The organism is Halodesulfovibrio spirochaetisodalis, assembly GCF_001672295.1.
GTDB lineage: Bacteria > Desulfobacterota > Desulfovibrionia > Desulfovibrionales > Desulfovibrionaceae > Halodesulfovibrio > Halodesulfovibrio spirochaetisodalis.
Genome location: NZ_JXMS01000015.1, coordinates 55,888 through 75,157, shown reverse-complemented (window position 1 = coordinate 75,157; position 19,270 = coordinate 55,888). Strand labels below are relative to the sequence as shown.

Annotated in this window: 15 protein-coding genes; 6 read left to right on the top strand and 9 right to left on the bottom strand. The window is 47.6% G+C overall.

The window, feature by feature from the left end; translation table 11 throughout:
- Positions 1 to 7 precede the first annotated feature (7 nt).
- Positions 8 to 1,246, top strand: coding sequence for a peptidase U32 family protein (locus tag SP90_RS09805; RefSeq protein ID WP_066855203.1), 1,239 nt, complete (start codon positions 8 to 10; stop codon positions 1,244 to 1,246).
- Positions 1,247 to 1,432: 186 nt separating this feature from the next.
- On the top strand, positions 1,433 to 1,618 hold the full coding sequence (locus tag SP90_RS09800; RefSeq protein WP_066855200.1) for a hypothetical protein: 186 nt from the start codon (positions 1,433 to 1,435) through the stop codon (positions 1,616 to 1,618).
- A 339-nt stretch (positions 1,619 to 1,957) separates the two neighbouring features.
- On the opposite strand, the gene SP90_RS09795 is transcribed toward SP90_RS09800, so the two are convergent.
- Positions 1,958 to 3,400: a DEAD/DEAH box helicase gene (locus tag SP90_RS09795; protein WP_197498788.1), complete on the bottom strand. Its 1,443-nt coding sequence runs from the start codon at positions 3,398 to 3,400 to the stop codon at positions 1,958 to 1,960.
- A gap of 328 nt (positions 3,401 to 3,728) precedes the next feature.
- On the opposite strand from SP90_RS09795, the gene SP90_RS09790 reads away from it, so the two are divergent.
- Complete coding sequence (locus tag SP90_RS09790; protein ID WP_066855197.1) at positions 3,729 to 6,224, top strand: glycogen/starch/alpha-glucan phosphorylase; 2,496 nt, start codon at positions 3,729 to 3,731, stop codon at positions 6,222 to 6,224.
- Between the two features lie 62 nt (positions 6,225 to 6,286).
- On the opposite strand, the gene tyrS is transcribed toward SP90_RS09790, so the two are convergent.
- From tyrS to SP90_RS09770, 4 genes are all read right to left on the bottom strand, one after another.
- Positions 6,287 to 7,480 (bottom strand): tyrosine--tRNA ligase, encoded by a 1,194-nt coding sequence (gene tyrS, locus SP90_RS09785; RefSeq protein ID WP_066855194.1) that lies wholly within the window; start codon positions 7,478 to 7,480, stop codon positions 6,287 to 6,289.
- A 272-nt stretch (positions 7,481 to 7,752) separates the two neighbouring features.
- Complete coding sequence (locus SP90_RS09780) at positions 7,753 to 8,526, bottom strand: TIGR00282 family metallophosphoesterase (RefSeq protein ID WP_066855191.1); 774 nt, start codon at positions 8,524 to 8,526, stop codon at positions 7,753 to 7,755.
- Positions 8,527 to 8,541: 15 nt separating this feature from the next.
- Positions 8,542 to 9,780: a molybdopterin molybdotransferase MoeA gene (locus tag SP90_RS09775; RefSeq protein ID WP_066855188.1), complete on the bottom strand. Its 1,239-nt coding sequence runs from the start codon at positions 9,778 to 9,780 to the stop codon at positions 8,542 to 8,544.
- A gap of 393 nt (positions 9,781 to 10,173) precedes the next feature.
- The gene (locus SP90_RS09770) at positions 10,174 to 10,791 is read right to left on the bottom strand and encodes a LysE/ArgO family amino acid transporter (protein ID WP_066855184.1); all 618 of its coding nucleotides are present in this window, start codon (positions 10,789 to 10,791) and stop codon (positions 10,174 to 10,176) included.
- 239 nt (positions 10,792 to 11,030) lie between these two features.
- On the opposite strand from SP90_RS09770, the gene SP90_RS09765 reads away from it, so the two are divergent.
- The gene (locus tag SP90_RS09765; protein WP_066855181.1) at positions 11,031 to 11,918 is read left to right on the top strand and encodes a LysR family transcriptional regulator ArgP; all 888 of its coding nucleotides are present in this window, start codon (positions 11,031 to 11,033) and stop codon (positions 11,916 to 11,918) included.
- Between the two features lie 287 nt (positions 11,919 to 12,205).
- Positions 12,206 to 13,522: a tRNA nucleotidyltransferase/poly(A) polymerase family protein gene (locus tag SP90_RS09760; protein WP_066855178.1), complete on the top strand. Its 1,317-nt coding sequence runs from the start codon at positions 12,206 to 12,208 to the stop codon at positions 13,520 to 13,522.
- 102 nt (positions 13,523 to 13,624) lie between these two features.
- Here SP90_RS09760 and SP90_RS09755 read toward each other — a convergent pair whose 3' ends face one another.
- Positions 13,625 to 14,371: a hypothetical protein gene (locus SP90_RS09755; protein WP_066855175.1), complete on the bottom strand. Its 747-nt coding sequence runs from the start codon at positions 14,369 to 14,371 to the stop codon at positions 13,625 to 13,627.
- Between the two features lie 227 nt (positions 14,372 to 14,598).
- Between SP90_RS09755 and SP90_RS09750 the strand changes: the two genes are divergently transcribed.
- Positions 14,599 to 14,997 carry a desulfoferrodoxin family protein gene (locus SP90_RS09750; protein WP_066855172.1) on the top strand — a complete coding sequence of 133 codons (399 nt, stop codon included), beginning with the start codon at positions 14,599 to 14,601 and terminating at the stop codon, positions 14,995 to 14,997.
- Positions 14,998 to 15,527: 530 nt separating this feature from the next.
- On the opposite strand, the gene SP90_RS09745 is transcribed toward SP90_RS09750, so the two are convergent.
- The 3 genes from SP90_RS09745 to SP90_RS09735 are packed head-to-tail and all read right to left on the bottom strand — an operon-like array spanning position 15,528 to position 18,988.
- The gene (locus SP90_RS09745) at positions 15,528 to 16,793 is read right to left on the bottom strand and encodes a dihydroorotase (RefSeq protein ID WP_066855169.1); all 1,266 of its coding nucleotides are present in this window, start codon (positions 16,791 to 16,793) and stop codon (positions 15,528 to 15,530) included.
- Positions 16,794 to 16,795: 2 nt separating this feature from the next.
- Positions 16,796 to 17,749, bottom strand: a complete 954-nt coding sequence (locus SP90_RS09740; RefSeq protein ID WP_066855166.1) for an aspartate carbamoyltransferase catalytic subunit — start codon at positions 17,747 to 17,749, stop codon at positions 16,796 to 16,798.
- A gap of 45 nt (positions 17,750 to 17,794) precedes the next feature.
- Positions 17,795 to 18,988, bottom strand: a complete 1,194-nt coding sequence (locus SP90_RS09735; RefSeq protein WP_066855163.1) for an amidohydrolase family protein — start codon at positions 18,986 to 18,988, stop codon at positions 17,795 to 17,797.
- Positions 18,989 to 19,270: the final 282 nt, after the last annotated feature.

Sequence of the window (19,270 nt, the reverse complement as noted above, 5' to 3'; positions counted from 1 at the left end):
GAATAGTATGATAAAAAAATTGCCTGAACTGCTTTGTCCGGCAGGAGATATGGACAGACTCGACTCTGCGCTGCTTTACGGCGCGGATGCGTGTTATCTTGGTGGAAAAAAACACAGCCTGCGCGCAAGCTCCGGCGGTTTTGACTGGAAAGAGCTTGAAATAGCCTGTGCCAAAGCACATGCGAAAAATGCTTCCATTTACTACACACTCAATATTCTGCCACATGAGCAGCACCTTGCCGGTGTGGAAGAGTCTCTTGAGCATCTTGCAGAATCCAGCGTAGACGGGCTTATTATTGCAGATCCTGGTGTACTGCGCATGGCGCGTCGTATTGCCCCTAATAAATCCATCCATCTCAGTACGCAGGCGAACACCTCCAACAGTGAAGCTGTGGGGTTCTGGCATGATCTCGGCATCGAACGAGTAAACGTTGCCCGCGAGCTTGGTGCACATGCAATCAGCAAGCTTACCAAAGCGTATCCGGCTATGGAGTTTGAAGTATTCGTGCACGGCGCAATGTGCCTTGCGCTTTCCGGTCGCTGTCTTCTTTCGTCATGGATGAGCCAGCGTCCTGCAAACCTTGGTGAATGTACTCATCCGTGTCGCTTTGAATACAAAGGACTTGAAGTACAGGACATGCGCCTGACAGTGGAAGAAGGAATGCGCGAAGGCCCAACATGGGATGTAACGCATGAAGGCCCGCACAGTGCGTTCTGGGCACCTGAAGATCTTTGTCTCGTTAAGTACATGCACTGGTTCGCCAAAAACAACGTTGCGTCACTCAAAATTGAAGGACGCATGAAAACACCAAGTTACGTCGCACATGTAGTAGACGTGTACAGAACTGCTATTAACGACGTTGCTACCAAACAGTTCCGCTATGATGAATACATCCGTGAACTGCAAAATACGGCATCACGGAATTTGAGCACAGGATTCTTCCTGCCGAAAGGCCATAGAAAATCTGTGCCTCCGTTACCCAAAAAAGACTGTACCCCGATTGTTGCCAAGCTCGTTCAAAAAGAAAATGACAGCAAATGGCAAATTGCTGTGCGTTCTCCATTCCGAGCAGACAGACCTGTGCAGGTGATGGTACCCGGGCTCAAGCGTCCAGTACTGCCTGTTGGCAGCTTCCAGCTGGAGAACCATCGCGGTGAAGAAGTTGATGTTGTGCATCCGGGTATGTTCGGTTTTATTCGTTGTGAAAGCGAGCACTTTGCGGAAGGACTTTTCCTACGCGGCTAGCGTTATAAATGCCTCCGGCGGCGCTTGTCAGCGGGACTTGCCTTCGGCGACTGGGCTGAAACTTTTGCAAAGTTTCCCCCAGACCCCCTTCAAAACTTTTTAGTGGCGAAAACCCTCTGTTGTTTTAAGCGTTGGTAGCCGCGAGGGGATTACCTTTCCATTTATCTGGGTAAATAATCACGTATTATGAAATATAATAAAAAGGCTGTCCTGTTCATTCAGGACAGCCTTTATTTTTTGAAAGGTAGTGGAGCTAAGCCGCGTGAGAACATGGTCGCCAGGCTGAACTCGCTAGTAAAAGTTTTTGGAGAGTCCAGAGAAGCCTTTTTTCAAAAAGGTTCTCTGGCCGCCGGAGGCAAACAAGCTTTTTAAAAAGCGTCGCAGACCCCCTTCAAAACTTTTTAGTGGCGAAAACCCTCTATTGTTTTAAGCGTTGGTAGCCGCGAGGGGGTTACCTTCCCATTTATTTGACTAAATGATCACGTATTGTGAAATAATAAAAAGGCTGCCCTGTTCATTCAGGACAGCCTTTATTTTTTGAAAGGTAGTGGAGCTAAGCCGCGTGAGAACATGGTTGCTAGGCTGAACTCGCTAGTAAAAGTTTTTGGAGAGTCCAGAGAAGCCTTTTTTCAAAAAGGTTCTCTGGCCGCCGGAGGCAAATAAGCTTTTTAAAAAAGCGTCGCAGACCCGCCGGAGACACACCTCCTTGCTTTAACGTTTCCTCTTAGGCTTAGCGTTGCGGGAGCCGCTTGGCTTTTTGCCCTGAGTTTTTTTACCTTGTGGCTTTTGGCCTTGCGGTTTGCGTTTGAAGTTTGGCTTACGGCGCGCATCGCTGCGGCTGTCGTTTTTATTGTTTCCTGACGGCTCGTTGTAGTTGAAGTTACCGAGCTTACGTAGCGCAAAGGATTTGCCTATTTCCTGTTCCATCTGGAGCATGTTCATAAGCTCCTTTTCACCGAGCAGGGTGATGGCGGTACCTTTGCGGTAGGCACGCGCTGTTCTGCCGACTCGGTGGATGTACTTGTCAGGGCTGTCAGGGGTATCGAACTGAATGATATGAGTGATGTGATCGAGGTCGATACCACGTGCAACAAGGTCGGTTGCTACGAGAATTCTTGCTTCGCCTGACTGCATTTTTTCAAGCATTTTGATGCGCTTTGACTGAGACAGATCGCTGTGCAGGGCTGCTACTTCACCAAACTTGCTGGCAAGCATTCGTTCCAGTTCACGGCATGTTTCTTTGGTGTTGGCAAAGATAATGATGCCACCGTCCTGTTTTGAGTGAGGACTGTGTTCTGCTCGTTTTTGCTTTTGTACAAGGCTGTCTGAGTCATTCAGGAGTAGCGGCATGAGAGAAAGCAGGAGCTTTTTCTTAAGGTGCGGCGGCACGGTGAACAGCTCATGCGCGATATCCGGTTTAGCTTCTTCTGTACGGACATCAATGACCTTTGGGTCTTTTGTGTAGGTACACGCCAGTTGCTCAATTGGTTTTGGCATTGTGGCGGAGAAGAACGCTGTGGTACGCTTTGAAGGAATACGGTCTAAAATTTTCTGAAGATCAGGCAGGAACCCGAGATCGAACATGCGGTCCGCTTCATCGATGATGAGGGTATCGATTCCGCCGAGCTTTATTTCTTTTTGATCCATAAAATCAAGCAGACGTCCGGGAGTTGCCACAATAATTGTGGATGTCTTTGCAGCTTTTTTTTGCGGCGCTGCACCAGCTCCCCCGTAGATTGCTCCGCAACGGAAGCCAGTCTGCATTCCCAGCGCGATACAGTTTTTTTGAATCTGCAAAGCCAGTTCACGAGTAGGGGCGAGAATAAGTGCCCGCACGGGACCGCGTTTAAGCGCATCTTCGGTTGCCAGATGCTGGAGCAGAGGAAGAAGGAATGCTGCTGTTTTGCCTGTGCCCGTGTTGGCAAGCGCGATGGTGTCTTGTCTGTTAAGTAGAGGCGGAATGACTGCTTGCTGAACTGGAGTAGGAACAGTGAACTCACATGCTTTCAGGCCGGAGCAGATGCGCTGATCAAATGAAAACTGGTCAAATGTGGCTTCAGAATTTGAAGTCGTATTTGATGAGGCTTGTTCAGTTTTCGGGGCAGCTTCAGTTTTTTCTGTGTGCTCGCTGGCGTGTTCTTCTGGCGTGTTCATGTGATTCCTTTCTTGGTGTTGGGCATATGCTTTTGTTTGAGATTGCTGCTTCTTGTTGTGGAGAGGCATGAGTGCAAAGCTGTTTGTCTTTGCGGAAAACTAAGGGCAGACAGCGTTGTGGTCTCGAACAGGATATCTCACTCTGGTGGTCATCGTAGTATAAGAAACAGTCAGCCCCCGCAAATGAAAACTTGCTGAACCCGAAAGTCTGCCCTTAGCGACCTTATCATGTCTGTGCTGTGAGCATATTCGTATCATTACATGTTGGCACAGTTGTGCTGCTGAATATGTAAATACGAGTTGGAAGATATAGAAATACGGGGGAGTCATGACAAAGGACGTAAAAGATTATCTGCATCTTATGAATGAGCCTTTGGCTGAGTCGGAAGCACCGCAGGCACGAAATTCAGCGCTGGGTGAAGATGCGTTGTGGCATATTTTATATTCGTTGGGTCGGGATAACGCACACCCTGATAAGCATAAGTGTTATTGGGGACTTGTTTTAGCTGTGCGTGACCGTATGCTCGAGAAATGGGCAAGCGTACAGCGGCAGTACTATGAGAATGATGATAAGCGGTTGTATTATCTTTCTCTTGAGTTTTTACCGGGTAAATTTTTACGGGAGAATTTGCTTTCGCTAGGACTGGAAAGTGAGGCGCATACCTTCTTGCGCAAATATAGTTTCTCACTTGATCAGATTATGGACGTTGAGTGTGAACCGGGACTTGGCAACGGTGGGCTGGGACGCTTAGCCTCCTGCTATATGGACTCGATGGCTACATTGGGACTTCCTGCATTTGGATACGGTATACGGTATTCCTATGGTTTGTTCAGGCAAGAGATACGAAATGGGCGTCAGGTTGAGATGCCGGACAACTGGTTGCACGAAGGTAACCACTGGCTGATACCGCGTCCGCACGGGCTGTATCCGATACGCTTTTACGGAACCGTGCATGAGTGGCAGGATGATGACGGAACGCTTCGTCATGACTGGCGCGGCGGCGATATTGTCATGGCGATGGCGAATGATATGTATGTACCGGGATACAGAAACGGACATGTAAACTGCATCCGGTTGTGGGAAGCACGTCCGCATAAGGAGTTTGTATTAAGTTCGTTCAATGCCGGTGACTATATCGGGTCTGTTCAGGAGAAGATCAAGGACGAGAATATATCCATGGTGTTGTATCCGAGTGATGACGCGCCTGAGGGTAAAACGTTGCGTCTGAAACAACAGTATTTCTTTGTGGCGGCAACTATGCGCGATCTTGTCCGTCGTTTTAAAAAGCTGAATAAGCCTTGGGATCAGTTGCCGGAAAAGAATGTAGTTCAGCTTAATGAAACGCACCCTTCAATAGCTATTCCGGAGCTTATGCGCATTTTGCTGGATGAAGAACTGATATGCTGGGAAGATTCGTGGTTTATCTGCCAGAAGCTTTTTGCGTATACCAACCATACAATTTTGCCAGAAGCATTGGAGACATGGCCTGTTGAGTTGATGGAGCGCTTATTACCGCGTCATATGCAGATTATTTATGAAATTAACAGGCGTTTCCTTGAAGATGTTCGATTGCACTTCAGGGATGAGCCGGACTTGCCTTCCCGTGTCTCTCTTATCTCTGACGGGCCTGAAAAGGTTGTGCGCATGAGTCACTTAGCTATTGTTGGTAGCTTCAGCATTAACGGTGTCTCTGCCCTGCATACACAAATTTTACGTGACAGGGTGTTCCATGACTTTATCCGTATTTTCCCTGACCGCTTTAATAATAAAACAAACGGAATCACGCCGCGAAGATGGCTGCGTCAGTGTAATGTATCTTTGTCATGGCTGTTGAGTGAACATCTTGGATGTGACTGGGTGACTGACCTTGATCAGCTTGAACGTATCCGTGAGCTGGCAGACGATGAAGAGTTTCGCCATGATTGGGAGCAATGCCGCCTGACCAACAAAAAGCGTCTTGCAGACCATATTGAAAAACGTAACGGGATTACAGTGAATCCGCACAGCATTTTTGATGTGCAGGCAAAGCGATTCCATGAATACAAGAGGCAGCTGTTGAATGTGCTGCATATTATCTCTTTGTACAATCACCTGAGAAAGAATCCGGAAGTGATGATGCAGCCGCGTACCTTCATCTTTGGAGGTAAAGCTGCCCCAAGTTACTGGATGGCAAAGGATATTATCTACCTGATCAACTGCGTGGCGCGACGCATTAATTCTGACCCGCATACCCGCAATGTTCTGAAGGTGATCTTCTTGGCAAATTACAATATTTCGTTATCTCAGCTGCTTGTTCCTGCTACGGATGTTTCAGAGCAAATATCTACAGCTGGGTACGAAGCTTCCGGAACCGGTAATATGAAGTTTGCACTTAACGGTGCGCTGACTATCGGAACCAGAGACGGGGCAAATATTGAAATCGGTGAGCGGGTTGGACAGGATAATATCTACCTCTTTGGTCTTTGTGAGCAAGAAGTGCTGGATATGCGCAACCGAGGATATGATCCGTGGGAATTGTATAAGAATGATGGTGAACTGCGTGAAGTGCTTGATATGATTAACTCTGATGAGTTTACACCAGGAAATCCTACTGCATTCAGTGGAATATTTAATTCACTGCTTAGTGGTGGTGACAGGTTTATGGTGCTTGCGGATTATCGGGCATACGCAGAAACGCATCAGCGCATTGCACACGAATTTGGTGATCGGGAACTGTGGATACGTAAATCTATTCTGAACACTGCCGGCATGGGATTCTTCTCCAGTGACCGGGCTGTGAGAGAGTATATGGACGACATATGGGGCGTGAAGCCTGATGTGTAAGAAGCAATAAAAAATCCCCGCAGCACAGGCTGCGGGGATTTACTTTTTCTTTTCGGTAATTGCTACTTAACAAATAACTTAAGGAAGCGTTTTTTACCGAGCTTGATGACGTACTCGCCAGCAGAAAGAGCATCTTCTGCGTTGCACTTTTCGCCATCAATGGAGAGTGCGCCCTGTTTCATGAGACGACGTGCTTCACCACGGGATTTAGTGAGCTTGGCATCAGTAAGGAATACAGGAGGCATGGAAGCTTCGCCGGATTCACAGGTATGTTCCGGCATATCGTCCGGAAGCTGACCTTTAGCAAAAACGGAGTTAAAGCCTTCGCGTGCTTTAGCTGCTTCTTCTGCGCCGTGGTACTGAGTTACGATATCTTCTGCGAGTTCTTCTTTGGCAACTTTCGGATGAAGTTCGCCGGACTCTACTTTTGCTTTAAGTTCTGCGATCTCTTCAAGAGATTTCAGAGAAATAAGCTCGTAGTAGCGCCACATGAGTTCGTCAGAAATGGACATGATTTTGCCGAACATATCTGTAGGTGCTTCGTCAATACCTACGTAGTTACCGTAGGATTTAGACATTTTACGCACACCGTCCAGACCTTCAAGAATAGGCATGGTCATGATGCACTGCGGGTCCTGACCTTCCTGAGACTGAAGTGTACGACCCATAAGCAGGTTAAACTTCTGGTCAGTTCCGCCAAGCTCAATGTCGGCTTCGAGTGCTACAGAGTCATAGCCCTGAACAAGCGGATACAAGAATTCATGGATAGCGATAGGTGTGTTGTTCTTATAGCGTTGCTCAAAATCGTTACGCTCAAGCATGCGGGCTACAGTATAGCGGGATGCAAGGCGGATAAAGTCTGCAGCGCCGAATTTGTCGAACCACTCGGAGTTGAAGCGAACTTCGGTTTTTTCAGGATCAAGAATCTTGAAAACCTGTTCTTTGTATGTTTCCGCGTTGGCGAGAACATCTTCACGTGTGAGTGGAGGACGGGTGTCAGAACGACCGGACGGGTCACCGATCATACCGGTGAAGTCACCGATAAGGAAGATAACGGTGTGACCGAGTTCCTGAAAATGACGCAGCTTGTGGATTGCAACACTGTGACCGAGGTGCAGGTCTGGAGCAGTAGGGTCAAAGCCCATCTTTACACGCAGCGGTTTGCCTTTTTCGAGCTTCTTTTTAAGCTCATCAGCATCAATAAGTTCAGCACAGCCACGCTGAATAATTTCAAGCTGTTTTTGAATATCCATAATTCTCTCTTTTACAAAAAAATATGTTGTAGCTTGGTGTCTCTTACAAAGAATTGGCGAATTGTCAAACTTGACAAAAATGTAATATGGCCTCCGGCGGGTCTTTGACGAGGAAGGGCGCTGCCCTCCACCCGCAGGGGGGGATTCCCCCTTGACCCGTTTAGGCTGAAAAAATTGTTATCGATAGGAAGATGTTGATGGAGCGAGTGCGTCAAGGATTCGTGTCAACGACAGGCAATCTCTCACCGTGTAGAGAGCCGTTAAAGGCTTCTCATCTACTCGCGGATAAGCTCAATCCTTGTGCACTTTCCTGTTTCATCATCAATGTCCATGAAAAGGCCGTTGATATGAGCAGTGCCTTTGGCAATTTTAAATCGCTGAGGCAAGCCCGTCATGAAGCGCTCAATGATGACTTTCGGGTCCATACCAAGACAGGATTCTTCCACTCCGCACATACCGGCATCAGTCAGATATCCGGTGCCGTTTTGCAGAATCATGGCGTCGGCAGTCTGCACGTGCGTATGGGTTCCGATAACAGCAGAAACTTTTCCATCCACATAGAAGGAGAGAGCTTTCTTTTCGCTGGTTGCTTCGGCATGAAAATCGATGAGACGGATTTTTACGTCTTCAGGGATTGAAGCAAGAAGTTCATCCACTTTTCCAAACGGACAATCAATATCATCCATAAATGTTCGGCCGAGTAGATTCAGTACGGCAACTTTTCTGCCGTCAGAAAGCTCGTGTATAACCAGTCCGTTTCCGGGGGCACCTTGTGGGTAGTTGGCAGGACGGATAAGGCGCGGTTCTGTGTTGAGCAGGTTGTACATTTCCTTATGTTTCCAGATATGATTGCCGGAAGTAAGAATGTCTATGCCTGCACTGAACAGTTCACGCATGGTATCGCCTGAAAGACCGATGCCGCCAGAAGCATTTTCCCCGTTTGCAATAACGAGATCCGCCTTATGTTCTTCCCTGAGGGAAGAAAGGCGGTTGCGCAGAATAAGTCTGCCTGGTTTGCCTACAATGTCACCGAAGAATAAAATTCGCATGACGCTTCCTATAATTTAAAAAAAGAGTACGTCAATAGTTGCACCTTCGTAGATACCTTCACTGTCGGCACCAATTTTCGCTACGCCGTCTGCCTGAAGCATGGTTTTTAGCAGGCCGGACTTGCCCAGAACCGGTGTGGCGACAGTCTTACCATCTTTTTCTGCAATGCTGACGCGCACGTAATCTTCACGCCCTGGCTTGGATGGAACGTTACGGCTGATTTCAGCTTGTTTCGAAGGCCAACGGGATTGGTCAAACGCATTTGTGTCGCCACCAAGGTAGCGTAAAAATGGCATCCCAAGAATAAACATAACCACCTGAGCTGAAGCAACCTGACCTGGAAGTCCCCATATTGCCTTATTGCCGCATTTCGCAAGGATAAGCGGTTTACCCGGACTGATGGCTACTCCGTGATTGATAAGCTCTGCCCCTTCAATTTCTTCAATGGCACCCACCGTAAGATCACGCACACCAACAGAGCTACCTCCGGACAAGAAGACGACGTCGTTTTCTGCAAGGGCATTTTCAAGAGCGGCTTTGAGTGATGTAAGATTATCTTCAACAAGGCCGTACGCAGTTGCGGTGGCACCTGCACGTCGTGCACATGCAGCAAGAGTATAGCTGTTCACATCACGAACCTGCCCGACTACCGGTTTTTCATCAATGGAAACAAGTTCGTCACCGGTCGAAATAATACCGACTTTTGGCGCGCTGACTACGGGAACTTCCTGAATGCCGAGAGCAGCAAGCATGCCGACCTCCTGAGGACGCAAGCGGGTGCCGGCAGCTAGAGCAACGTTTCCTGTTGTCGCATCTTCGCCTTTGAGCATGACGTTTTCATGAGGAGCGAGTGACTTGCGGATTTCAACTGTTCCTGCACCAAGCGACTCAGTGTGTTCAACCATTACTACAGCATCAGCACCGTCCGGCAAAATGCCGCCGGTAACGATACCGGCACATTCACCGTTTTGCAGGGTAAAGGATGCTGGTTTCTCAATGTCGATATCACCTACTGATTCGAGGTAGGCTGGATTAGCTTCTGATGCCCCGAACACGCTGGCAGCATCAATTGCGTATCCGTCCATGCATGAGCGGCTGGCAAGAGGAAGGTCTTCAGCTGCGATAATATCTTCAGCAAGGATACAGCCGTCAGCGGCCTCAATGGAACGTGTTTGCGTTTGTAACGGGGAGAAAGAGTAGAGTGCCTGAATAAATTCCTGCACGCTGAGTACATTGAAGAAATCTTTTTTCATATCATATCCTCGAATCAATAATAAAAGCAGGCACAGACTGATTACAAAACCGCACATTGCAGCGTTATTAAGAAAGGACTGCGCGAGGTAGCAGGGTAGCCTGTAACGATGAGTGGTGCAAGGCTGTTCCCCCGTAAAAGCATGGCATCTTAACGTTAGCCTGAATATAAAAAAACATCCGTCTGACCATGGAGAAAAAGGAAGGTACGAAGTTCTTTTTCTCCGTGTTCAAACGGATGTGCGGTGCGTTTTAAACGCTCCTTCGGGAAAAAGGAGCGCTTAATTATGGGATAGGACGTGTATTAAACAAATTTTTCCTCTGGAAGCGTAGGGAAATACGCGGTGTATTGTCTAATACCGGTATGGGAAGCTACCAGCGTCCTTAAGGATGCTTTATAAAAGCGCTATTCCTTGTTTGATGAGTCCTGCAGCGATCAGCCACATGACAAGACACACTGTGCCGTCAAGGATTCGCCATGAGGAAGGCTTGCGGAAAAGTGGTGCAAGAGCCTGTCCCCCGAATGCGAGAGCGCCGAACCAGATTGCGGAGGCGCAAACGCCGCCGATCCAGAAATATATTCTACCGTCACCGATAAACTGTCCACCCAGAGAACCCATAAGGACAACAGTGTCCAGATAGGTGTGCGGGTTTAAAAAGGTAACTGCAAGTGTTGTCAAAATAACATTCCGCAAAGAGCGGCTTGTATCAGCGGTGGTTGTCAGTACTCCCGGCTTGCAGGCTGATTTGAAAGCACAGAAACCATACCAGAGTAAAAAAGCAGCGCCGAAAAATGTGGCAAACAGTTTTACTTCAGGTGAAGAAGCGACAATTTGTCCGATACTGAAAACACCGAGCCCGATAAGAAGCATGTCGGACAAGATGCACATGAGCGCGATTGTAAGGTGGTGGTTTTTGCGAACACTCTGGGAGAGCAGAAATGCATTCTGTGCCCCGATCGCCATAATTAAACCACCACAAGTACCAAATCCTTGAAAAAATGGAGCGAGCATAGTTTGTTCCCAATCCTTAACTGCATCGTAGCAAGTAATTCGTAGTTATCATGGTAATAATGCAGAAGGCGTCCCTTCAGCAGAAACATGGGAAGTTCAGTGAGCGCTGTAACAGCGGGGTACGCTCAACACCCCGCCATTACATCTGGAACTTGTTTGCGGGAATATATGTAGAAGAAAAATTTGTAGAAGTGAAATTCATTGTTTTGATGTTGCATAAGTTTTGCTAATGTAAGTGTATGATTGATTACAAACAGCTCGAAGCCTTTGCTGCTGTCGTGGAAAACGGCGGATTTGAAAAGGCGGCAACAGTACTGCATATTACGCAGTCTGCGGTGTCCCAGCGCATCCGTCTACTCGAAGACAGGGTCGGGGCGATGCTTATTGTGCGCTCCACACCGGTTCAGCCTACAGCGATGGGTCAGAAGCTACTGGGGCATTACAAACAGGTCAGCCTCATGGAGCATGATCTTTTTGAAGATACGCTTGGCAAGACTGCTGAGGATTACATTACAGTTCCTGTGGGGATTAACGCGGATAGTCTTGCCACATGGATTCCTGATACTTTGCAGGAACTCCTGACAACAACAAATATTCTGGTCGATATTAGGCTGGGGGATCAGGACAAGACGCATGACATGCTGAAAAACGGGGAAGTGGTAGGCTGTGTCAGTTCTCAGCCCGGCCCTATGCAGGGATGTAAAACTGTCTATCTGGGTAAGATGGTCTATGTCTGCTGTGCAACATCAGATTTTTCCGCGCAATGGTTTCCCAACGGGTTTACACCGGAAGCAGTACGCGCAGCACCTATCCTTACATATGACCGGACAGATGAAATGAACAACGAGATGCTGTCACGGTATGGCATTCGTGCTGGTGAGTTTCCAACGCATTATGTGCCGGATTCACATATGTTTGTGGATATGTGTAAGAAAGGGTTGGGGTATGGCATGATTCCCAGCCTGCAAATAGAAGATGAATTGAAAAGCAGAGAGCTGGTGCCGATTGTGGAAGACTACTCAGTCACGGTCAGGCTATATTGGCACTGCTGGAATTTGCAGACACGGCACATTACAATGTTGACAGATGCGTTTGAAAAAGTTGCCAAGCTGCATTTGTCCCGTTAATCAATCAGGTGGGGGCGGTCATAAGGATTCCGGACTCTAAAGAGTTTCGGAAAAAAGACGAAAATAGCCAATACATCTCTGTACAAACAGAAGATTCGTCATTACCAGTAGCAGATACACATTGGTGAGTACGATTGCTAATGGTTATTTGCGTGTCTATTGAGCATGTGTTATATTTCACAATGCATGTTGACCTGTTATATTATCAAAACGCTATGTCCTTACTATAGCATACTATATGAGATTATGCGGTCCCGTATTTTTCCGGTTCTGCAATGGGAGGATGAATGACTCAGCCTTTTAAGGATGCCATCGGCATTTGTAAGACTATAATGCGTAACGGTTTCGATGCGTATGTTGTTAACGCCCAGCTGCAGCGCGAATTGCTTGAAGGCGCTGACGAAACCGAATTGGATATTGCGTGTGAAGCCCCGTTTGATGAGATTCAGCGCATGTTCCCTAACGTTACTGCCGGTTCCGAGCGCGGTGTTGTTGCATTGCTGAAAGAAGCAGACATTACCTACCGTTTCTACCCGACAGATGTAGAAGATGCCTCTCATCCGGAAGAAAGTATTGCCCGTATTACTCCTCACTTGCTTAAACGCATGGAAGAGAAGTTTGGTAGCATTCCTACACAGTATGCTTGCCCGTATGTTCCGGGTTCTGAAATGTATGAAGGCTTTGAAGACATTGCTTCCGGTGTTGTAAAATTTGCTGGCATTCCAGACGACACGTTGCGTCGTAACTACCTGCTTGGTATTCGCGCTCTGCGCTTTGCTGCAAACTATGATCTGCCGATTGATAACAATACTTGGATTGCTATTGTTAAAGCTACATCCCGTATTCTCGACTACGTGCCTTCCCACAGCATTATGGAAGAATGGCGCAAAGTAGAAGCTGAGAATATGTGGCGCTTTGTTGAACTGCTGTTCGATTCCATGATTCTGCATGGCCTCATGCCGGAGCTGGCTGCACTTTCCCGTTGTACACATATTAAAAATGAAGACACCGGTGAAGAGCAGTCTGTATTTGAGCATACTATCGAGACTATGCGTCATTACCCTGAAGAACTTCCGTACGACTGGTTCGGTACTTTTGCGGTTCTGTGCAGTAACATCGGTAAACTTTACACTGCAGAGTACAGTGACGAGACATGGACATTTAACCAGTTCTGCCGTGTCGGTGCAAAAGTAACCAGAAAGATCATGAACCGCTTGTCCTTCCTGCCGCAGGATATCGATCTGGTATGTCACCTTGTTAAGCATCACCAGTTCTTCCACAGCATGCTTACTGACAAAGGTATTCGTCGTTTCCGTTCTCTTGATGAGTACCCGCGTCTTATTGAAATGGCACGTGCAGATGTGAAAGCACGCGGCATTGCATTCACCGCTTTCAACCACAACATGAAGTGGCTTGAGCGTGCTGATACTCCAGAGCAGATGATTGAGCCGTTCCTGAACGGTAACGAAATTATGGAAGCAACTAACCTTAAACCTGGTCCGCACGTAGGTATCCTGCGTGATGAACTGCTTAAAGCACAGATTGAAGGTAAAGTTACTACTGTAGAAGAAGCGATTGCTTTTGTACGTGAATATAAAATGTAATATTGCGTGCGATTGCCCAGCATAATGCTGCGCTGACGACAATGACTAGTAAAGCCGGACAACATATGTTGTCCGGCTTTTTTTATTTTTTCAGGTCTGGAATTAATTCTGGTCGAGTGGTTGAGAGAGTTCGATGGCTAGTCCGTCGTCCTCACTAATACTCATGTCGATTTGAATTTCCTCGCCGGTATTCAGGACAGCTATTGCCCCTGTGGGTTCTGTACCCTTGTAGCTGATGGAGTGAATGCTGGTGCATGTGGCCTGTTTCTTTGTCTGATGCAACATATCTGTAATTATTTCAGGCAGGAGATCTGTCAGGGTTTCAGTATCAAAGATCATTTTATCTTCATTTTCATCTGACTCACGTTGCATTTCATTGGTTGGTGCCTTGCTGCGTTTTTTTTGAGGATCGCGAGTGAGGTAGGATATAACTAATAGGCCACATCCTATAGCAAGGCATAAAAGGGCTTTTGACGACCCACCTTCTTCCAGCATGGTATTGAAAAAGCCAGCCTGTAAGAGGAGCCCCAGTGCGCCTGAGAGAAAGTGAATAATTTTTCTCAGGGAAGAATATGTCTTTGTTCTGAAATTCTTACCTACGCCTATACCCACTAAAATTAATCCAGCAAGAGCAAAGGCAAGTGAGACTATCTGTCCTGTTGCAGCAAAACTGGCAAGCCGGTTTATAGCTATAAATAATCCCAGCAGAATAAGGGCAAATCGAACCAGAAAGAAAACTAACTTTACTATGTATTTGAAAAGAGCAGGTTGTTGTGGCTGAGAAGGAGTACCAATCTGTGCGTTTTCGCTTGTCAGAACTGTATACCCTTGGTTGTTGTTTTTCTTCATGTATTCTCCTGCTTGCTGTGAGTGGATTCAAGATATGGTCTGTGTACGGTGTTCAATTGTGGCAAGTGGGTGGTCACTATCGTTTGTGTGGGCAAAAGTCGAGGTGCATTCCTGTGAAAGATATCATTTAACTTACTGCCAAGTTGCATGATTTTAAATCAGGACTGTCCGCTTTTTTTACCGGATACCAGTAACTGCTGGTGCAACATACTGACAGGAAGGTTTATATGAGTACTCGTAGACAATTTTTAGCCGGTGCAGCAATGCTTGCCGGTGTTTCTGTAATTAAGACTGTTCCGGCATATGCTTGGGATTTCACAATGGATAAGGGGATTGTTTATACAGAAGATCAAACCGGTATGTGGAAAGGAAAGCAGAAGCTGCATGTTCCTATTATCGATACAAAAGATCTGGATGTGGTGATAACAACACCGCATCCAATGAGTGAAGAGCATTACATTGTTCGCCACACAATAGTTGCAGAAGATGGTGAAGTCGTACATTCAAAGACGTTTAACTGGAAAGAAGATCCAGTTTCAAAAGCTGTCTTAAAGAAAAAAGGCAAGTACGTGGCTACCAGCTTTTGTAATCTCCATGATCTTTGGATCAAGGAGTTTACGCTATAGCCGGAGTGTAGTGCCTCCGGCGGGCAAGCGGGCTCTGCCCCTTGCATCCCCGCAAGGGGGAATACCCCCTTGACCCCGTATAGGGGGAGGTAACCTAATGCAGTTAATGGGAGTTGAAGTTCTCATGTCGTGAGTTCTTCAGCTCCTTTTATTTATACGTATGTTGAATGAGGATTTATGGTGTTGCCGAGCAAGAAGAAGTTTTGCAGTCGAGAAGAGTGTCCCTTTCGCGGGATGTAAGGGGCAGAGCCCGCTTGTCAGTTGAAGACTTGTTGGACATCCGCCGGAGGCATCCCCGATGAAAAAGGTATTTGATTAAGATATAGAAATAAGAAAGGAGCTGGAGTACTCGGCTTGAGTTTTCCAGCTCCTTTTATTCATTGAGTAAGGAATGATGGCATCACGTGCGAGAGCAAATGCCGCAGTCGAGAGGGAGTCCCTCTCGCGGGGATGCAAGGGGCAGAGCCCGCTTGCCCGTCGGAGACCCGCCGGAGGCTATCCCTGACGTCTTCTATCCTTCTTCATTCGTTCTAAACAACACGGGTTCCGCCAAGCCAGTGAGCTTTTACGCGGCCTTTGAGTGTAGAGTTCAGAAACGGTGTGTTTTTGCCTTTGGAATACATGGCGTCTTCTGTGAGCTTCCATTCTTCGTTTGGATCGAAGAGGAAGAAGTCCGCAATGTCGCCTTCAGCAAAAGTGTTGAGCGGGAGTTTGAATATTTCTGCTGGTTTTTCAGCCCACAGTTTGATGAATTCATCTTCTGTGATGGTGCCGTCCTGCACTTGAGTCCATGTAAGAGCTACGGCGCTGTCCATACCGGAGATACCGTTAGGTGCGCCCTCGATAGGGTGTTCTTTTTCATGGTCAGCATGCGGTGCATGGTCGGTCACAAAGATATCAATGGTGCCGTCTTTGACTGCTTCCTTCATTGCAAGGCGATCTTCTTCGCTACGCAATGGGGGATTTACTTTTGCTGCTGTGGAGTATCCTTTGAGGATTTCGTCTGTAAGAATAAGGTAATGCGGGCATGTTTCCGCAGTAACCTTAACACCTCTGGATTTTGCCCAGCGGATAAGATCTACAGACTGTTTGCAGCTGATGTGTGCAAGATGCACTGGCAGATTAAGGTATTCTGCGAGCAGAATATCGCGGGCAACCTGCATGGATTCGGCAACAACCGGCTGACCTTTGACGCCTATTGCTTCGCTCACGGTGCCTTCGTTCATGTGGCAGTCTTTGGCGAGAGTCGGGTCTTCACAATGGTCAATGATGGTTAGTCCGAAAGTGGCAGCGTATTCCATGCAGTGACGGAACATTTCAGCACCGCCTACCGGCATGCCGTCGTTGGAAATAGCAACGCAACCTGCCTCAGCAAGTTCACCCATAGGGGCAAGCTCTTTGCCTTTGAGACCTATTGTCGCAGCGCCGATTGGGTACAGGTATGGTCCGTTAGGCCATGTCTGCTGTGCTTTTTGCAGCATTGACTCTGTTACAGAGGCAGCGTCGTTTGTCGGGTTAGTGTTGGCCATGGCTAACACGCCTCCGAAACCACCATGTGCTGCTGCGGACAGGCCGGATTCGATGTCTTCTTTGTATTCATAGCCCGGTTCACGCAAATGAACATGGCAGTCGTAAAAGCTTGGGAATACGATGAGCCCTGAAGCGTCAACAACTTCTGTGTCTTCCGGTGCAGTTGTTTCCCCGTGTGGTTTCACGGAAACAATAGTTGAGCCGGAAACAAGAATATCGACAGATTTTCCACGAAGCAGGCCATTGGAAATAAACAAGTTTGTCATGGCTATGCTCCTTTATCTTTACGGGTTGCGTGGAGGTACAGAATCGCCATGCGGGTGGCGACACCTGCGGAGACCTGATTAAGAACTCGGCTCTCGTTGCAGTCTGCAAGATCAGACGCAATTTCAAGTCCTCTGTTCATTGGGCCAGGATGAAGAATTTTAGCTCCTTCCTTTGCCATCTCCATATGATTCCCTGTGAGGCAGAACATGCGTGCATACTCGCTGAGCTCAGGCAGTAAGCCTGCCTGTTGGCGCTCCAACTGCAAGCGCAGGCACATAACTGCGTCAACGCCTTCTACTGCTTTGGTAAGGTCGTGGTAAATTTCCACAGGCCAGTTGTGCACAGTGTGCGGTAGCAGTGTGCGCGGGGCGCATAAGCGAACCTTAACACCCTGACGGGTGAGCAGGTTGATATTGGAACGGGCAACACGGCTGTGTCGGACATCGCCGAGAATCAGGAGAGTTCTTCCTGCGTACTCGTTGTTCCAAGCTCTGCGTAGGGTGAAGTTGTCCAGAATTGCTTGCGTAGGGTGGGCATGGCAACCGTCACCTGCGTTGACTACTGCGCAGTCAAGGCGTTCTGCAATGAACTGTGATGCACCGTTTGCTTTGTGGCGCAGTACAATCACATCAGGATTCATTGCTTCCAGAGTCAGTGCTGTGTCTTTAAGGCTTTCGCCTTTGGTCAGACTTGAACTGCTGCTGGAAAGCGAAAAGGTGTCTGCAGACAAGCGCTTGCCTGCAACGTCGAATGAGGTTTTTGTCCGCGTACTTGGCTCTGCAAAAAAGAGCACAACGCTTTTACCCTTGAGGGTTGGAACCTTCTTAACAGGGCGCTGATTGATTTCGTGAAATTGCTCGGCTGTGTCGAGAAGATGAGAAACTTCTTCGAGTGACAGCTGACTAACGTCCAAAAGGTCCTTGTGCGGCCAGATGAAGTGTTTTTCTTGTGACATTTCATTTTCTCTGGTTTGCGGGCAACGCCCATGATGATTGGAAGCCTAAAAGTCTTCCGGCAAAATAGCGTAGTGGAATCGTTTTCCTTTGGACAACGTTCCCAGTTCATTCGTAATGCCGAGTGCTTTTGCGCCCGCAACAGTAAGCATGCGCAAGAGGGCACCGGCAGGTATATCGAAACTATCACGCAGTACGCGTGCTTCATTCCAAAGATTCAGGTCATGGTTCGAAGCAAGGCTGTCTGTACCGATGGTCAGTTGCAGGCCAGCTTCTAAAAAATTGCGTATAGGTGCAGTTCCTACCCCGATAAGCTCGTTTGAGCGGGGGCAGAGGCATACACTTGTTCCGGTCTGCTGGAGAATCGAGATATCATCTTGCGTGCAGTGTACACAGTGGACTGCAAGGGTAGTTTCATCCAGCAGGCCGAGGTGGTGTGCATAGGGTACTGCCCGCATTGCAGGCGGTGTAAAGTCTTTTGGCAGGACTCTGCGGGAGAGTTGTTCTCTGAAGCGTCCTGTGCCTGTAGTGAGCAGCTCTTCTTCGCCGGGGTGCTCTGCCAGATGGATAGAAAAATACCGCTCATTAGAGCGGCACCATTGTTTAGCAATTACCAACGCATCAGGGCTGGTAGAATAAAGAGCGTGACCGGAAAGGGTCATCCATCGTTTTTTTGCTTCAAGCGGCAATGCGGCAGCTGAGGATGGAAATAAATCATCAGCACATAGGGTGCCGTCAGAAATATTCGGGAAATCATAGCCGAATACTTCAAATTGAATGTGGCAGCTTAAGTCTGCGGTTGTCACAGCATCATAGACAGCTTCAGGAGCACGTCCATTTACATCAGCAATGTGTGCAGTTCCGCTCTCTTTCATTTCTGAAACTGCAGCAGAGAGGCTTTGTGCATCTACAGGTGCTGCCATGAGTGGCAATGCTGATTCAATCCAGCTCTCAAATCCTTTGCCAAACGTCGCCTTGCCCTTCAGGTGGGAAAGCTCCAGATGGTTGTGGCAATTAATGAGGCCGGGAGTCAGGGTTACGTCACCCAGATCCTCTGCTTTAATGGAGTATGCTTTGGAAAATGCCTTGAACGAAAGAACGTCCACAATAGTTGAACTATTGTGGACGATAACGCCGTCTTCAATGACATCTGGAAAAGAATAGTACCCCGAATCTGTTCGGGGGGAAGTGTTATGGCCTTCCATAGTGAGGATGCGACTGGCGCGGATGGCATTGAGCATTGAAAAATCTGATGGTTTTATGTGGTTAACTTTTTGGCGTACCGCCACACAGCTAAATCACACATGTTACGTGGTTTGTAAAGAAGAGAATTTGAGCTGAGACAATAAAAAAAGATGACGTAAAATAGCACTGTAAAATCGGGAGTTGTAGAAGGTAACGATTGTAAGCCAAATTTATATGAGACAGTTTTTTACATTTTCTGACTTGTATTGATGTGGGTGTATACTGCAAGTCAGTGTGTATTGACTTGTATTTTCAGGAAATTTTAAGAAACTGACAGT

Coding starts and splice junctions, on each gene's coding strand:
- SP90_RS09755 (WP_066855175.1), bottom strand. CDS start 14,371: ATGAAGAAAAACAACAACCAAGGGTATACAGTTCTGACAAGCGAAAAC.
- SP90_RS09760 (WP_066855178.1), top strand. CDS start 12,206: ATGACTCAGCCTTTTAAGGATGCCATCGGCATTTGTAAGACTATAATG.
- SP90_RS09735 (WP_066855163.1), bottom strand. CDS start 18,988: ATGCTCAATGCCATCCGCGCCAGTCGCATCCTCACTATGGAAGGCCAT.
- SP90_RS09800 (WP_066855200.1), top strand. CDS start 1,433: ATGAAATATAATAAAAAGGCTGTCCTGTTCATTCAGGACAGCCTTTAT.
- SP90_RS09795 (WP_197498788.1), bottom strand. CDS start 3,400: ATGAACACGCCAGAAGAACACGCCAGCGAGCACACAGAAAAAACTGAA.
- SP90_RS09750 (WP_066855172.1), top strand. CDS start 14,599: ATGAGTACTCGTAGACAATTTTTAGCCGGTGCAGCAATGCTTGCCGGT.
- SP90_RS09765 (WP_066855181.1), top strand. CDS start 11,031: ATGATTGATTACAAACAGCTCGAAGCCTTTGCTGCTGTCGTGGAAAAC.
- SP90_RS09790 (WP_066855197.1), top strand. CDS start 3,729: ATGACAAAGGACGTAAAAGATTATCTGCATCTTATGAATGAGCCTTTG.
- SP90_RS09745 (WP_066855169.1), bottom strand. CDS start 16,793: ATGACAAACTTGTTTATTTCCAATGGCCTGCTTCGTGGAAAATCTGTC.
- SP90_RS09780 (WP_066855191.1), bottom strand. CDS start 8,526: ATGCGAATTTTATTCTTCGGTGACATTGTAGGCAAACCAGGCAGACTT.
- SP90_RS09775 (WP_066855188.1), bottom strand. CDS start 9,780: ATGAAAAAAGATTTCTTCAATGTACTCAGCGTGCAGGAATTTATTCAG.
- SP90_RS09740 (WP_066855166.1), bottom strand. CDS start 17,749: ATGTCACAAGAAAAACACTTCATCTGGCCGCACAAGGACCTTTTGGAC.
- SP90_RS09770 (WP_066855184.1), bottom strand. CDS start 10,791: ATGCTCGCTCCATTTTTTCAAGGATTTGGTACTTGTGGTGGTTTAATT.
- SP90_RS09805 (WP_066855203.1), top strand. CDS start 8: ATGATAAAAAAATTGCCTGAACTGCTTTGTCCGGCAGGAGATATGGAC.